This window comes from Trichococcus collinsii, assembly GCF_900107505.1.
In the GTDB taxonomy this organism is placed as follows: domain Bacteria; phylum Bacillota; class Bacilli; order Lactobacillales; family Aerococcaceae; genus Trichococcus; species Trichococcus collinsii.
This window is the reverse complement of record NZ_FNQH01000001.1, coordinates 443,694-459,548: the sequence shown is the minus strand read 5'-3', so window position 1 is coordinate 459,548 and position 15,855 is coordinate 443,694. Positions and strand designations below refer to the sequence as shown.

11 protein-coding genes are annotated in these 15,855 nt (G+C 44.9%); 1 reads left to right on the top strand and 10 read right to left on the bottom strand.

The features are described from left to right. Nucleotides 1–55: 55 nt before the first annotated feature. From pulA to parE, 8 genes are all read right to left on the bottom strand, one after another. Nucleotides 56–2,041 (bottom strand): type I pullulanase, encoded by a 1,986-nt coding sequence (gene pulA / locus BLV66_RS02185; RefSeq protein WP_086985005.1) that lies wholly within the window; start codon nucleotides 2,039–2,041, stop codon nucleotides 56–58. A 146-nt stretch (nucleotides 2,042–2,187) separates the two neighbouring features. Then, nucleotides 2,188–3,141: a magnesium transporter CorA family protein gene (locus BLV66_RS02180; RefSeq protein WP_086985007.1), complete on the bottom strand. Its 954-nt coding sequence runs from the start codon at nucleotides 3,139–3,141 to the stop codon at nucleotides 2,188–2,190. Between the two features lie 121 nt (nucleotides 3,142–3,262). Next, nucleotides 3,263–4,087: a metallophosphoesterase gene (locus BLV66_RS02175; RefSeq protein ID WP_086985009.1), complete on the bottom strand. Its 825-nt coding sequence runs from the start codon at nucleotides 4,085–4,087 to the stop codon at nucleotides 3,263–3,265. Nucleotides 4,088–4,181: 94 nt separating this feature from the next. Next, nucleotides 4,182–5,111 (bottom strand): manganese-dependent inorganic pyrophosphatase, encoded by a 930-nt coding sequence (locus BLV66_RS02170; RefSeq protein WP_086985011.1) that lies wholly within the window; start codon nucleotides 5,109–5,111, stop codon nucleotides 4,182–4,184. Nucleotides 5,112–5,210: 99 nt separating this feature from the next. Continuing rightward, on the bottom strand, nucleotides 5,211–5,972 hold the full coding sequence (gene pflA, locus BLV66_RS02165) for a pyruvate formate-lyase-activating protein (RefSeq protein ID WP_086985012.1): 762 nt from the start codon (nucleotides 5,970–5,972) through the stop codon (nucleotides 5,211–5,213). 162 nt (nucleotides 5,973–6,134) lie between these two features. Beyond that, complete coding sequence (gene pflB, locus BLV66_RS02160) at nucleotides 6,135–8,363, bottom strand: formate C-acetyltransferase (RefSeq protein WP_086985013.1); 2,229 nt, start codon at nucleotides 8,361–8,363, stop codon at nucleotides 6,135–6,137. A gap of 300 nt (nucleotides 8,364–8,663) precedes the next feature. Continuing rightward, nucleotides 8,664–11,099, bottom strand: a complete 2,436-nt coding sequence (gene parC, locus BLV66_RS02155) for a DNA topoisomerase IV subunit A (RefSeq protein ID WP_086985984.1) — start codon at nucleotides 11,097–11,099, stop codon at nucleotides 8,664–8,666. A gap of 26 nt (nucleotides 11,100–11,125) precedes the next feature. After that, nucleotides 11,126–13,195, bottom strand: coding sequence for a DNA topoisomerase IV subunit B (gene parE, locus BLV66_RS02150; RefSeq protein WP_086985015.1), 2,070 nt, complete (start codon nucleotides 13,193–13,195; stop codon nucleotides 11,126–11,128). 182 nt (nucleotides 13,196–13,377) lie between these two features. Here parE and plsY point away from each other — a divergent pair, with 182 nt between their 5' ends. Then, entirely contained in the window at nucleotides 13,378–13,983 is a 606-nt protein-coding gene (plsY, locus tag BLV66_RS02145) for a glycerol-3-phosphate 1-O-acyltransferase PlsY (protein WP_086985017.1), read from the top strand. A gap of 95 nt (nucleotides 13,984–14,078) precedes the next feature. Here the strand turns inward: plsY and BLV66_RS02140 are convergent, their stop codons facing one another. Both BLV66_RS02140 and codY read right to left on the bottom strand, forming a co-directional pair. Continuing rightward, a complete protein-coding gene (locus BLV66_RS02140) occupies nucleotides 14,079–14,951 on the bottom strand; it encodes an aldose 1-epimerase family protein (protein WP_086985019.1) in 873 nt (290 codons plus the stop codon). A 36-nt stretch (nucleotides 14,952–14,987) separates the two neighbouring features. Beyond that, entirely contained in the window at nucleotides 14,988–15,806 is an 819-nt protein-coding gene (gene codY / locus BLV66_RS02135; RefSeq protein ID WP_086985021.1) for a GTP-sensing pleiotropic transcriptional regulator CodY, read from the bottom strand. Nucleotides 15,807–15,855 lie beyond the last annotated feature (49 nt).

The following is a 15,855-nucleotide window of genomic DNA, read 5'->3' as shown; positions in this document are numbered from 1 at the left end:
TTAATCGTTTTCACAAAAAATCATGTACGCACTCCTGTTTAAATATCGTTTTTTTCTAATTTTCCACATAAAATACGGAAGTCGTATGGGCTTTGACTAAGATTGATTCCATTACGGCAGCTTCAGACTTCCGATCCAAAAACACCTGGTTGTCTTCAACAAGGATAGCATATTTCCTTTTTTCCATCCGAAAAATCGTATCATTTCGATTCGCATTGAAAACAACAATATATTTTTTCTTCTCGTCCTGTAAGGAAAAAGCTACGATATTGAAATTTTCGCTGAGCGTTGTGAAATGCGCATCAATTTCTTCGTGGGTATGCAAACGGAACAAATACTCACTTTTGCGCAGTGCAATCAGACCTTTGACATAGGCTACTGATTGCTGAAAAATTGTCACCCGCTCCCATTCAAACTGGTTGATTTCATCGGGGGACTGGTAGCTGTTGGCCACCCCTTCTTTTGTCCTTAAAAACTCCTGGCCGCCGTGGATAAATGGTATTCCTTGGGCCAGCAACAGAATGCTGGTTGCCAATGTATGCCTTTTGATACGGACCTCCTCACTGTCTTTCGGATTGGAACGCAATAATTTATCGTAGAGCGTCAAATTATCGTGTGCTTCCACATACTGGATGACTTGTTCCGGATCGACATAACTGCTGTGGCTAGAAAGATGCATGCCGCCTTTTATGTTCCGGAGCAGCAGATCTTCCTGATAATTTTTACCGCTGATGAAGCCTCTGTCCGTTTCGTCGCCGAAATCACTGCCTCTCAGCGCTATTCGGATTGAATCGTTGAAATGGGCAATTCTTGGCATTGCTTGAGCATTTCTCTGGGAAGCTTTTAAGTCCTCCGGAAGTGGCGTACTCATTTCCCATCCCTCACCAATAAGGATGATGGATGGATCAATCTTATCCAACGCTTCCCTGATTGCATTCATTGTGACCGAGTCGTGGATTCCCATCAGATCGAAGCGGAATCCATCAAGATGGTATTCTTTTGCCCAGTATTTTACGCTGTCAATGATATATTTACGCATCATATGTCTTTCCGAAGCTGTGTCATTTCCGACGCCGGTACCATTTGCCAGTGACCCATCAGCGCTGTAGCGGTAAAAATAGCCCGGAACCGTTCTTTCCAAAGCTTGATCTTTCGGATCATAAACGTGGTTATAGACGACATCCATGATCACCCTCAAACCGTTGGCATGCAACGTTTGGATCATTTGCTTCAATTCAATGATCCTATTGAATGGGTCAAAGGGATTGCTGGAATAGGAGCCTTCCGGAACATTATAGTTCAGCGGATCGTAGCCCCAATTGTATTGTGGTTTCGTCAAATTCGCTTCATCGACTGTGGCATAATCGAACATCGGTAAAATCTGGACATGTGTGATTCCCAAATCAATCAGGTGATCCAAACCAGTGCTTATCCCACTGGGGTTTTTTGTATTTTTTTCGGTCAAACCCAGGAACTTCCCTTTATTCACGATCCCGCTCGTTTCAGATATGGAAAAATCCCGGATATGCAGCTCATAAATAATTGATTCTTCCGGAAGACCGAAGGAGGGCAGACGTTCCCCCCACCCGACTGGATTTGTTCTGAGCAAGTCCGTAATGACAGATTTTATGCCGTTTACCGTCGTAGCACGGGCATAGGGATCAACCGTGATGGTTTCGCGGTTATTCAAGAACAAAATATTGTAGGCATAAATGGTACCGTGCTGATCACCAGGCAGATAAGCTTCGAATATTCCCTTTGGTTTCTGCACCATCATTATTTTTTTTGACGGACCCTTAACGGAATCGTCCGCATAGACCCAAACTTCCACGGATTTGGCTGTTGGGGTCCAGATTCTCAATAGCGTGCCTTCTTTCTCATACAGCGCTCCCAATTCGCCATCATAAGAAAAGTAGTTGTCAAAATCATTCGATCGGACGAAAAGAAACATTTCTTTGTCGATCGTTTCTTTGTCCCTCTTGTCGCTGAAAAGTGTCTCCAAATCATAGCTCTCCAACCAACCCTGGAAATCTTCCACCATCTCGCATCACCTCCCTCCTATAGTATACCAACCCTAGTAGATTTCCTGTACCTAAATGGCACAGCAAAAAGCGTAACTGGCAGAAATAATTGCCGATTACGCTTTAAAATGATTTTACGCATAAATACTTACGTTCACTCGTCGTATCAGAAGTAATCTTTTTTCTTCAACCAATAGACCGTCAAAAAACAGATGAAGATTGTGATCAGACTAGTTATGCCGAAAGCCCACGGATGATTTTCAAAGGGCAGATCGACATTCATGCCCCAGAATCCTGCCATGATAGTTGGGATCGTCAGAACGATGGTGATTGAAGTCAAAACTTTCATGATGTTGTTCAAGTTGTTGGCGATGACGCTCGAAAAAACTTCGCTCAGCTGATCAATCATCTTGCTTGATTCGGTGACCATCACTTCCGCTTGGTTTGAGATATCGATTATATCATGCAACAACTCTCGGCTCTGCACATCTTCCACTAGAACAGCCTCATGGATGGACTCTGTTATTAAAGGATGATTTTTATTGATGGATGTCTCGAAATAAACCAAGCTCTTGTGGAGGGCAATCAGTTTATAAAAGTATTCATTATGGGTTGCGCTGGTTATCTGTATCTGCAGATCTTCGATGATGCCATCGATTTCCCTCAGGTGATGAACAAAACTCTTCGTCAATTCCCACAATATGTATAAAATTATGTGATGTTGGGTTGTCGCTAGTTCATTTTTGAAGGATTCGTTCTTCATGATGCGTGTCAAAAAAGGAGGCGTTTCTTTGCAGACGGTGATCAGGGTCCCATTAATCGTTATGATCGATAAGGGATACGTATGGTACTCCGTATATTTTTCCTGCACTGAACGCATTTTCGGGAAGAGTACAATCATAAGATTGATGGTGTCCCCTGCACCATTTTTGACGTTCTCTTGTCGCGGGATCTCGTATTCATCCAACGAGTCCAGGATATAGTCCTTCGGGATGTCGAAAACAGCCACTAGATTTTCAACATCACCGGCGCTCGGATTCTCGATATGAATCCAATCAGCCGCTTTCCAATTTTTCGTCTGCGTATAAACTCCTTTATCCGACAAGTCGAATGCTCTCATTGAACTCCACCTCTAACCTGTTATATTATTCTTAATGGGCTTACCTACAAGATAAGCATAACTTATTTTTGCTAAAAGGAAAGCGATAACCTTCTCCAGAAAGGCAGTGGAAGGCTGCCATTTACATATCAAGCATGATTTCTTCCATTGTATAGGCCATTTCGATGTAAGGGTCTTCCGTATACCAATGCCGTGCACTGCCAAGACAGGCGCAATAGAAGGTCTTATCATTCTCATGCAGCATTTTACGGAAGTGAACATGTCCCATAATGCTGTGCGCGATTGGATAGCGATCATACACTTGCATATAGCTTTTGCTGCCGAGGAAAGCATTGTAGTAATCGTATACCTTATGCGGGAGCGGTATGACGAATTGCGGATGCGTCACAACATGTGTCATCATGATTATTTTCCGGTTGCTGACTTCACTCAGATCGCTTTCCAGTTCCGCCTGCATGGCTGCTGCAATCGCGCGATCATCCTTAGACCAATGCACGTATTGGCGGTCATTCCACCCTCCCACTTTTAGCTTTTTCCTTGAGAACTCTTCTATCGTATAGCGGTCGCTGGCGAATCCATAATCATACCAGCCCGGATTCCCCGCCACTGCCCAATCTTTTCCGATCAGCAACGGATTCCCTACAAGATTCTCATCCCGCTCCTTGAACAACTGGTAGATGCGGTCCGTATCCTCTTCGTGATTGCGGATGGACCAGAAGTCATGGTTTCCGGGAACGAATTGGATTTTCGAAACGTTATGGTCGCGCATGCGATCCAAGAAAGCAAAGGTATCGTGATAATCGGAAGAGACATCCCCCGCCAACAACAGCAAATCGATTTCTTGGTTATACAGCAGTTCCGCCAAGAGATGGTCATATGTTTGCCCTGGCGCCAGCTTTTTCGCATTCGAGTCTATATGCAGGTCCGACAATACCCCAATTTTCAAGTCCTCAACTCCCTTCTTCACCTTGCTGATGGTGTGAAAAAAGCGGAGATGCATATCAGATTAACTGAGTTGCAGCTCCGCCCTTTCGCAGTGATTATTTCGAGAATGCTTCCGTCAATGGCGGCACTACTTGTTTTTTGCGTGAAACCACACCCGGCAGCAACGCAACATTTTGGTTCAACGAGACACCGAATGCTGCCTCGACTGTGTCCAAATGCGAGCCTACAGCTAATAAAGCAGAATCGCTATCGATGATATTTGTGATCACCAACAAGAAGACATCATAACCTTGCGCGCCGTTTTCAGCTTCCATGGCGGCAACAAGCTCAACTTGTCTGTTCAAGACATCCTGAACGTCTACCGTATTCACTTGTGCGATACGGACGTTTTTATCGCCCATCGGGAATGATTTCGCGTCCAAAGTCAACAATTCTGCAATCGACTTATCATCCAGATTCGTTCCAGCCTTCAGCATTGCTAGACCATATTCATTCAAGGAAACACCGGAAATTTCCGTCAAAGTTGCTGCCGCCTCTTCATCTTCCGGCGTGCAGGTCGGCGATTTAAACAACAAAGTATCGGAAATGATGGCAGAAAGCATCAAGCCGGCGATGTCGGCAGGGATCGCGATATTCTTTTCTTTGAACATTTTGTAAAGGATCGTATTTGTGCAACCGACTGGCTCTGCACGGTAATACAAAGGGTTGGCCGTTTCGAAGTTCGCGATGCGGTGGTGATCCACGACGGCATACACTTCGACATCTTTGATGTCGCTGACGCTTTGTTGCGCTTCGTTGTGGTCGACCAAAGCAACCGTATCCGTTTCATTCGCAGCAGTCGCGATGACGCGCGGAGCATCTGTCTTGAATTGATTCAGAGCATAGGCTGTTTCTTCACTCGGCAATCCAAGAGCCACAGCTTCCGCTTCGATTCCATTTTGATTCAGATAATAGGCGTATGCGATAGCGGATGTGATTGCATCCGTATCCGGATTTTGGTGCCCAAAAACTAACAGTTTTTTCATTCAATTCACTCTCTCTTCCATTGTCTTAATTTATCATAATAAAAAAGAAAGAAAAGAGCAATGGCAATTCTCTTTTCTTCCTTGAAAAATAGTATTATTTTACAGATCCAAATAACCTTTGTAGTCTTCTGTGTGCAGAAGTTTTCTGGCATTTTCGACACGCTCGGCGGTAGGTGGATCGATTCCGTCCAACTGATAAGGGATCCCCAATGTTTCCCACTTATAGACGCCCATTTTGTGGTAAGGCAGAATCTCCACTTTGGCTATATTTTTCAGTGTTTTCAGGAAAGCATCCAAACGGACCAGGTAATCATCATAGTCTGTCCGTTCCGGGATAAGCACATGGCGGATCCAAACCGGTTTATTGATTTCAGACAAATATTTCGCCAATTCGATGATGCTTTCGTTCGGCCACATGGTTAATTCTTTGTGTTTCCCGCTGTCGATGTGTTTGATGTCCAACAGGATCAGATCAGTCACAGCCAATAGTTTGTTGAATTGGCTGAAGAAAGGCTCATCATAAGTGAACGGCAAGCCGCACGTGTCTAGTGTCGTATGTACGCCCTGTGCTTTGGCTTTCGTGAACAGTTCGATCAGAAAGTCAATCTGCAGCAACGGTTCACCGCCGCTGACGGTAATGCCGCCTTTTTGTCCCCAGAAGGGTTTATATTGTAGGGCCATGTTCAACAATTCATCGCTTGTCATCTCATTGCCGCCACCGATATTCCATGTATCCGGGTTATGGCAGAATTGGCAACGCATGCGGCAGCCTTGCATAAATATAATAAAACGGATTCCGGGCCCATCAACGGAACCGAAACTCTCTGTTGAATGCACAAATCCTTTTAAGGGTTCAGTCATTTCAAAAACTCCTCTGTCGTTTATTTCTTAGTCTCATTGTATATCGCATAAGGAATATTTCCTATCAAAAAGAGCGACCTTTCGCTCCCTTTGATAGAAAACGGATGAATCAAATGATCCATCCGTTTAAATTTATACGATTAATATGCAAGTTGAAGCAGATTACATCATTTCGTGCATTGTACGGTTGATAACGTCCATTTGTTGTTCACGAGTCAATTTGATGAAGTTAACAGCGTATCCAGAAACACGGATTGTCAATTGTGGGTAGTTTTCTGGGTGATCCATAGCGTCAAGCAATGTTTCACGGTTGAATACGTTGACGTTCAAGTGGTGGCCGCCTTTAGTGATGTAGCCATCCATCATTGCAGTCAAGTTTTCTTTTTGAACTTCTTCTTCACGTCCCAAAGCTTTAGGGATGATTGAGAATGTATTTGAGATACCATCCAATGAATATTTGTAAGGGATCTTAGCTACTGAAGATAAACTTGCCAAAGCGCCGTGAGTATCTCTTCCGTGCATTGGGTTAGCACCAGGTGCGAATGGTTCGCCGGCTTTACGTCCGTCTGGCGTGCTACCAGTTTTCTTACCGTAAACCACGTTAGAAGTGATTGTAAGTACAGAAGTTGTAGGGATAGAGTTGCGGTATGTTTGGTGTTTCTTAACTTTGCCCATGTATTGTTTCAACAAGTCGATACCGATTTGGTCAGCACGATCATCATTGTTACCATATTTAGGGAAGTCGCCTTCGATTTCGAAGTCAACAGCAATGCCGTTTTCGTCGCGGATTGGTTTAACTTTCGCGTATTTGATAGCAGAAAGCGAGTCGATTGTAACTGAGAATCCAGCCACACCAGTTGCCAATGTGCGGACAACGTGTGTATCATGTAGAGCCATTTCCAATGATTCGTATGAATATTTATCATGCATGTAGTGGATAACGTTCAATGTATTCACATACAAAGCTACGATCCAGTCCATCATTACATCGAATTTTTCAGTAACTTCAGCATAATCAAGGTATTCTGAAGTAATTGGTTGCAATTTAGGTCCGACTTGTTTTTTCTTCGTTTCGTCAATCCCGCCGTTGATTGCGTAAAGCAATGTTTTAGCTAAGTTAGCACGCGCTCCGAAGAATTGCATTTGTTTCCCGATTCTCATCGCGGATACGCAGCAAGCGATACCGTAGTCGTCGCCCCATTCAAGGCTCATGATGTCATCATTTTCGTATTGGATAGCGCTTGTTTCGATAGACATTTTAGCACAATATTTTTTGAAGCCATCAGGTAATCTAGTTGACCAAAGAACTGTCAAGTTAGGCTCTGGAGCTGCTCCTAAGTTAGTCAATGTGTTCAAGAAACGGAAGCTCGATTTTGTTACTAACGAGCGGCCATCATGTGCCATACCTGCGAGTGATTCAGTAACCCATTGAGGATCTCCTGAGTACAATTCTTGGTATTCTGGCGTACGTGCAAATTTGATCATACGCAATTTCATTACGAAGTGGTCAACGATTTCTTGCGCTGTTTCTTCAGTCAATGTTCCGTTTTCCAGATCGCGTTGGATATAGATATCCAAGAAAGTTGAAGTACGGCCCAATGACATTGCTGCACCATTTTGTTGTTTAACAGCAGCCAAGTAACCAAAGTATAACCATTGGAAAGCTTCTTGAGCGTTTGTTGCTGGTTTTGAAATGTCGAAACCATAGATGTTTCCTAATTCTTTCAATTCTTTCAAAGCTCTGTATTGTTCGCTGAATTCTTCTCTCAGACGGATGATTTCTTCAGTCATCGTGCCGTCGCCGATTTTAGCGAATTCATTTAATTTGTCTTGCATAAGGAAGTCTACACCGTATAAAGCTACACGACGGTAGTCACCGATGATGCGTCCGCGGCCGTAAGCATCTGGTAAGCCAGTGATGACGCCAGTTGTTCTTGCTGCGCGCATTTCTGGAGTGTAAGCGTCAAATACACCTTGGTTATGTGTTTTTCTGTATTGGCGGAAAATCATTGAAACTTCTGGGTCTACTTTGTAGCCAGCTTCTTCACAAGCCTGTTCGCTCATGCGGATACCGCCGAAAGGCATCAAGCTGCGTTTAAGTGGTTTTTCAGTTTGGAAACCGACGATTTGCTCTTTTTCTTTGTTCAGGTAGCCTGCTGAATGAGATGTGATGGAAGATACAACTTTTGTATCCATGTCCAATACGCCGCCAGCTTCTCTTTCTTGCTTAGTAAGATCCATAACTTGATCCCATAATTGAGTAGTAGTTTCAGTAGGACCAGCTAAGAAGCTTTCGTCGCCTGTGTATTCAGAGAAGTTGTTGATGATGAAGTCTCTAACGTCGACTTCTTCTTTCCAAGTTTTTCCTTTAAACCCTTGCCATTGTTCCATTATATATTCCTCCTATAAGGTGCTTTCACATTGTGATATGTGTAACAGGTTTCTACATGAATATTATAACACGTACAGATGAAAGTGCAACAACTATCAATCTTTTTTTCGAACTTTTTGTAAACTTTTCGAAAAATTTTTACAAACGTTGACATAACAACGTTTGTAAAGTTAAAAAAAAGGAATGAGCTTTCGATTAGTTAGTGAAACCTTTATTTTGATGAAAAATCTGTTTCATAAAAAAACGGAAACTGTATTATTACACAGTTTCCGTTTTGGCTTTTTGTTTATAACAGTTAATTAGAAAATTCTAATTTGTGAAAAATCAAACTCTTTCTCGATGTCCGATACTTCGCCATCCGTCTTTTCGTTGATTGCGAAACTGCCATTTGAATACCTAGGACTGAAAGGTGTTTCTTTGCTTTCCACCACAACTCTTTTACCAACTGTGGTGCGGATCACATAACGGTTGGGCAATGATAGATCGCAATCCATAAAGATGATCCGGTGCGGCTTGGCCTTCAATTCCTTCAGCAGCATCAATCCCCGTTTCGCGCGACCCAAAATCGGGACTTCGCCGGATTTGAATTTTTTGATGTTCCCTCGTTGCGTGACCACAAGGATTGGGAAGTCCTCATCACCTTCTTTAAAGGCAGCACCTCCTACCACAATGTCTCCGTCCTTCAAATTGATGGATTTGACCCCGCTGGCGCGCGTTCCGATGATGCCTACTTCACTCACCGCATAACGCAGACTGAATCCGAAATGCGTCACAAGGAGCACATCATAGTTTTGTTTATCCTCCAAGCGTTGGATAGAGACAATCGCATCCGTCTCGCTCTTCAGCTTCATGGCGACCGCTTTTTTGTTTCTGTAGCCCCGGAAAGTCCGGAAGTCGCTCATCAGCGTCTGTTTGATATAGCCTTCTTTTGACACGAATAGGATTGTCCCAGTCGGTTCGCTGTTGTTCGGGAGAATTTCTACGTTAATGATCTTTTCTTCCGGAGCGAAAGGAATATTTTGCGAGATATGATGCCCCGTATCTTTCCATTTCAATTCCGGCAACTCATGGATTGGGAAGTGAAGATAGTCTCCCTTGTTGGTGAACATCACAATTGCATCAAGAGTAGATGCTTTCCCGACAAATAACGGTTTATCTCCTTCGCGCAAGCCGATTTCTGCGATTGTCGAGGCTCCAAATGAACGTAGGCTGGTGCGCTTATAGTAGCCCTCTTTCGTGATCACCACAACGACTTCCTCCACAGGCACGAGAACTTCCGTATCGATTTTGATTTCCTCGATTTCATGCTGGATTGTAGTCCGGCGAGGATTCGCATATTGTTTTTTGACTGAGGCAAGTTCTGTCTTCATCACAGCATACAACGTTTTTTCCTGTTTCAGGATTTCGTGGTAAGTCGCAATTTGCTCATTCAGTTCCAATTTTTCGTTCTGCAGTGCCGTGATGTCTGTATTCGATAACCGGTAAAGCTGCAAGGAAACAATTGCTTCCGACTGCGGTTCCGAAAATGCATACTGCTTCATCAAATTCTGTTTGGAGTCCTTTTTGTCTTTACTGTCACGGATTAATTGGATGACTTCATCGAGGATTGATATGACTCTAATCAATGCATCCACGATATGCAGGCGCGTTTCTGCTTTTTTCAGGCTGTAATTCGTCCTACGGGTGATAACGATTTTCTGGTGACGAATATAGGCTCTCAGTATTTGGTGCAAGCCTACCTGTTTCGGACGACGCTCGTCGATCGCTACCATATTGAAGTTGTAATTCACTTGCAGATCCGTGTTTTTGAGCAAATAATTGAGGATCCCTTCCGCGTTCGCTTCTTTTTTCAGTTCGACAACGATCTGCAGTCCAGAGCGGTCTGATTCATCCCGCACTTCGGCGATCCCTTCGATCTTGCGGTTGATGCGGATTTCGTCCATTCGCTTGACAAGCGTCGCTTTATTGACGTCATAAGGGATTTCCGAAATGACGATCTGCTGTTTGCCGCCGCGGATACTCTCAATGGAAGTGCGCGAACGAACGACAACTTTTCCTTTACCCGTGTTATAGGTGTCTTTCAGGCCCTCCAAACCCTGTATGATCGCTCCGGTAGGGAAATCGGGTCCTTTGACATATTTCATGAGCGCTTTGAGCTCCGCCTCAGGGTGATCGATCAGATGCAAGGTCGCATCGATGACCTCGCCTAAATTATGCGGTGGGATATCGGTCGCGTAACCGGCGGAAATGCCGGTAGCGCCGTTAACCAAAAGATTCGGGTAGCGAGCCGGCAATACGGTCGGTTCCTGGTCGGTATCATCGAAATTCAGCACAAAGTCTACTGTTTCTTTGTCGATGTCGCGCAAAAGTTCAGCAGATATTTTTGACAATCTGGCCTCGGTATATCGCATCGCAGCGGCTGAATCCCCATCCATACTCCCGTTATTGCCGTGCATCTCGACCAATACTTCCCGCATTTTCCAATCTTGGCTCAACCGGACCATCGCTTCATAGACACTGGAATCGCCATGCGGATGGTAATTACCGATGACATTCCCGACAGTTTTAGCCGATTTACGGAAGCCTTTTTCCGAAGTGTTCCCGGCAACATCCATCGCGTAAAGGATCCGCCTTTGGACAGGCTTCAGTCCGTCGCGGATATCAGGCAAGGCTCGATCTTGGATGATGTACTTCGAATATCGTCCGAAGCGGTCCCCCATTACGTTTTCAAGCATCAGCTCTTTAATTTCCAGATTATCCACTATTTTTCACCACTTTCAAAATCTAACGAAATTTGCTCGATGTCATGAACGGCCTGCTGATCTGAAGATTCTTTTTTCAATTTATCCTGCAGATGCGCTTCCCCGCTGTCGGACGCCGGCGCAATATCTTCCTCCAGAATGCTCTTATTGTCGGACATCGAAAATTCTACATGCTTCTCGATCCATTTCCTTCGCGGTTCAACTTTATTCCCCATCAGTGTTGTGACCCGGCGCTCCGCTTGGGCCTTGTCATCGATGAGCACGCGGATCAACGTTCTGGTTTCAGGATCCATCGTGGTATCCCACAGCTGGTCCGCGTTCATTTCCCCGAGCCCTTTGTAGCGTTGCAGAATATAGCCTTTGCCGATGATGTCGATTTTTTCCTGAAGTTCCTTTTCGGTCCATGCGTACTGGATTTTTTCATTCTTGCCGAAACCCTTGGATACTTTGTATAAGGGCGGCTGTGCCAGATAAATTTTTCCGGCTTCCAGTAACGGTTTCATGTAACGATAAAAGAAAGTCAGCAATAAGATCTGAATATGGGCACCGTCCGTGTCCGCATCGGTCATGATGATGATTTTATCGTAATTGCAATCCTTAATGTCGAAATCTGCACCTACCCCTGCACCGACTGTGTAGATGATTGTGTTGATTTCCTCGTTTTTCAATATGTCCTGCATGCTCGCGCGTTCAGTATTGATGACTTTCCCACGCAACGGAAGAATCGCCTGGAATTTGCGGTCGCGCCCTTGCTTGGCGGATCCGCCCGCGGAATCACCCTCGACGAGATACAGTTCGTTCTTTTTCGGATTTTTGCTTTGCGCAGGCGTCAATTTACCGGATAACAGCGATTCGTTTTTTTGGCGTTTTTTGCCGTTCCGCGTCTCTTCCCGGGCTTTGCGCGCTGCATTTCTAGCCTCTCTGGCTTTAAGTGATTTCCTGGCAAGCATTTGGGCTGTTTCGCCATTTTCGATCAGGTAAATGCTCAATTTTTCGCTGATGAGGCTATCGACGGCTGCACGTGCTTGCGGTGTACCTAATTTTTCTTTCGTCTGGCCTTCGAATTGAAGCAGATTTTCTGGTACGCGCAGCGACAAAACTGCTGAAAGGCCTTCGCGGACATCGCTGCCCTCCAAATTTTTTTCCTTCTCTTTAATCAGGTTCATCTTCCGGGCATATTCATTAAAAGCTTTGGTGATGGCGGTCTTTGCACCGGTTTCATGTGTGCCGCCATCCTTCGTGCGGACGTTGTTGACGAACGACAGGATCGTCTCCGAATAGCCGTCGTTATACTGGAAGGAGAATTCGATTTCAATCCCATCGGCCTCCCCGTTGAAATAAACGACATCGTGCAACGTATCCTTTTCTTCATTCAAGTAAGCAACAAATTCCTTGATTCCTTCTTCGAAGAAAAAAGTATCGCTTTGTTCAGTCCGCTCATCTTTCAGTGTGATAGTTAATCCTTTCAACAAAAAAGCTGATTCCCGGAATCGTTCCGCCAAAACATCATAGGATAATTGAGCTGTTCCGAAAACTTCTTTATCCGGCAAAAAATGAATCAAAGAGCCAGATGCTTTTGCTGCGCTTTTCGCTTTGATCAATTTGCTGGCGGGTTTCCCGCCATCCTTGAATTTCATTGTATAGAGCGTGCTTTCTCGGACGACCGACACTTCCAGCCATTTGGATAGCGCATTGACGACACTCGCGCCCACTCCGTGAAGGCCTCCTGAAGTTTTGTAGCCGCCCTGACCGAATTTCCCTCCAGCGTGCAACACGGTGAAAATGACTTGGATGGTAGGCACCCCTGAAGCGTGCAACCCGGTCGGCATGCCGCGGCCATTGTCTTTGACGCTGATACTTTGGTCTTCATGGATCGTGATGTCGATCCGATCAGCATAACCTGACAAAGCCTCATCAACCGCATTGTCGACTATCTCATATACTAAATGATGCAATCCGCGGGCATCAGTCGAACCGATATACATTCCGGGTCGTTTCCTGACTGCTTCAAGTCCTTCCAACACTTGAATGGAGTCGTCATTATATTTAAACTCTTTATTTTGTGCCATAAAAAAACTCCTTCATCTCTGTTCTGAACCGAACATCTATTCTATCATACTGTATAACTTTCACTTTGAAAAGTATAAAAAATAAGGCGGAATTCTGCCTTCTATAGGAAAAATGCGGATAAGATGGTAAAATGAACTGGAATTGTTTTATATTGGAGTATCAACTTAGGAGTGAAGTGAGTATGACAGCAATCGTCATCGTCCTGGCCTATCTTTTGGGTTCCATCCCTTCAGGCATTTGGATCGGAAAATATTTTTATCAAACAGATATCCGCAAATACGGCAGCGGGAACAGCGGAACTACCAATACCTTCCGCGTGTTGGGGAAAAAAGCCGGCATCATCGTCCTGATCATGGACATGCTGAAAGGCTCAGTTGCAACCTTATTACCAATCTGGCTGGGAGTCGAAATCCATCCCTTATTGGCGGGGGTTGTCGCGGCTTTAGGGTATACGTATCCCCTTTTCGCCGGATTCAAAGGCGGTAAGGCCGTTGCCACCAGCGCCGGCATCCTACTGGCCTACAATCCGCTTTTCTTTGGGGAAGCCGTTGTCGCCTTCGTCATCTACCTGTACTTCTCAAGAATGGTCAGCCTGTCCAGCATCCTGGTCTGCTTTACGGCGGTCGCACTTTCCTTCTTCTTTCAGGATTGGCCGTTGACGCTCGTTACGATCCTTTTGACGATCTTCATCATCTACCGCCACCGTTCCAACATTTATCGGATCAAAAACGGAACGGAAAGCAAAGTACCTTTCGGCTATAAATCGAAGAGCGCTAAAGAAAAATAACAGAATAAGGCGGGGCCGTAAATCGTAGCTGATTTACGGCCCCGCCTTTTGTCTGGCCCCAAGACAAATGCTGCCGGGCCGATCAAACGACTGAATTAAAAGAAATCGACCCGATAAACATAATAACGTTTGTTACCGGGTTCAAGCGATTGGATGGCTGTTTTGCGTTCCAGCTCTCCGTCCGAATCCGATCGGTCAGCAAGTCCGCACCAAGGTTCCAAACAAACATAAGTGGCGTCTTCTTGGGGCTTCGTCCAGATACCTAAGTAGTCGAAATCTTCATAGGTCATCGTGACGCCGTGCTCACCTTTATCGGAAGCCAACGTCACGGTTGTCGGTTCCGGCGTTTTAAGGATGATGGCATCATTCAGGAAAAGATCCCTTTGCAATGGAAATTTATTCTGTTCCACTTCCACCGTTTTCTCGGTTGCGAGGTAAGGCCCATCCAGGTGTAAACGCTCGCGGGAAATTTCAGGAGTCATCTTAATGTAATAATCCTCGAATGTTTCCCCTTCAGTCAACGGTACATTAAAACCTGGGTGTCCGCCGATGGAGAAATACATCTTATTTGCATCAAGGTTTTTCACTTTATAGCTGATCGACAATTGACTCTCGAACAATTGATAAGCCACCTGCAATTCAAATAAAAATGGATAAACATGTTTGAAGTCACCATTCGGCGCGAGAATGAACGTAATGCTGTCGGTCAGACGTTCATGCACCGAAAATTTTGAGTCGCGGGCAAATCCGTGTTGACCCATTGTATAAGTTTTGTCGTTATGTCGGAAGGTATCATCTTTCAGGCGTCCGACAAACGGAAAAAGAATGGGTGCATGCCTGTTCCAAACTTTTTCATCAGCCTGCCAAATATATTCGATGCCGGATTTCTTTGAGATTACGCTGGTGATTTCTGCACCTTTATCTTTTACGGTTACCTTAAGGTGCTGGTTTTCGATTACAAACTCCATGACATTTCCCCCTAGTTTGGCTTTACACCATTTTGTTTACTGATCATGTTTTGGATACAAAGCCTTTTTTAAAGCATCAAGTAATTCTGCAGAAACAACTCTGATGAATGTTCCCTTCATACCGAGCGATCTCGTTTCGAGAATACCGGCTGATTCAAGTTTTCTTAAGGCATTCACAATAACGGAGCGCGTTATATTTTTTTCTGCCGCAATTTTCGATGCGGTGATGCGTTCTTCTAAGGTTGGAAAATTGTCAAAGATTGCTTTGACTGCCTCCATTTCGCTGAAAGACAGCGATTTTATGGCGATCTGGACCAGTGTGGTCACGCGCGTTGCCTCTTGCATGCGCAAATTGATGGCATGCAACAATTCGATGCCGATAACGGTGGCACCATGTTCGGCAAGGATCAGATCGCTGCTGTCAAAGACAGGAAACAATCGCGCCAAAACTAAGCTCCCCAAGCGCTTGCCGGAAGCAAAGATCGGAACGATCGTTGTGACACCCGTAATGAACAGATCCCTGCTCTCAATCGGAAAGGCCGTAAAATCGGATTCGATGCCGATGTTCGCGGTCGTCTGAAACAACGCAGACAGATTGTGGGCATACTGCTCCGGAAATTTCTTGTCCTCCAGCATTTGTTTGATGCGGGCATTGTTGATATCGGTCGCCTCGCTGTAGCCCAGTAAATTGCCGGACAGATCAATCAAATACGTGTTGGCGCTCAGTATGTCGCCGAGAACACTCGCCATTTCCGTAAAAGGTAATGCCGTCGCTTCGCCGCTGACATTAACGAAGCCACCTTCTTTTTGCAGCATATAGTTGATTCTTCTCAACTTTTCTAATAATTCGTCCATGTTTCCCCCCTACGATCATCCATCAGAAAATATCCGCTAGGTTCATCCA

What these genes read in the sequence shown, in the direction of transcription:
- pulA (WP_086985005.1), bottom strand. Translation starts at nt 2,041, where the DNA reads ATGGTGGAAGATTTCCAGGGTTGGTTGGAGAGCTATGATTTGGAGACA.
- parE (WP_086985015.1), bottom strand. Translation starts at nt 13,195, where the DNA reads ATGGCACAAAATAAAGAGTTTAAATATAATGACGACTCCATTCAAGTG.
- pflB (WP_086985013.1), bottom strand. Translation starts at nt 8,363, where the DNA reads ATGGAACAATGGCAAGGGTTTAAAGGAAAAACTTGGAAAGAAGAAGTC.
- BLV66_RS02180 (WP_086985007.1), bottom strand. Translation starts at nt 3,141, where the DNA reads ATGAGAGCATTCGACTTGTCGGATAAAGGAGTTTATACGCAGACGAAA.
- BLV66_RS02170 (WP_086985011.1), bottom strand. Translation starts at nt 5,111, where the DNA reads ATGAAAAAACTGTTAGTTTTTGGGCACCAAAATCCGGATACGGATGCA.
- plsY (WP_086985017.1), top strand. Translation starts at nt 13,378, where the DNA reads ATGACAGCAATCGTCATCGTCCTGGCCTATCTTTTGGGTTCCATCCCT.
- codY (WP_086985021.1), bottom strand. Translation starts at nt 15,806, where the DNA reads ATGGACGAATTATTAGAAAAGTTGAGAAGAATCAACTATATGCTGCAA.
- BLV66_RS02140 (WP_086985019.1), bottom strand. Translation starts at nt 14,951, where the DNA reads ATGGAGTTTGTAATCGAAAACCAGCACCTTAAGGTAACCGTAAAAGAT.
- parC (WP_086985984.1), bottom strand. Translation starts at nt 11,099, where the DNA reads ATGCTTGAAAACGTAATGGGGGACCGCTTCGGACGATATTCGAAGTAC.
- pflA (WP_086985012.1), bottom strand. Translation starts at nt 5,972, where the DNA reads ATGACTGAACCCTTAAAAGGATTTGTGCATTCAACAGAGAGTTTCGGT.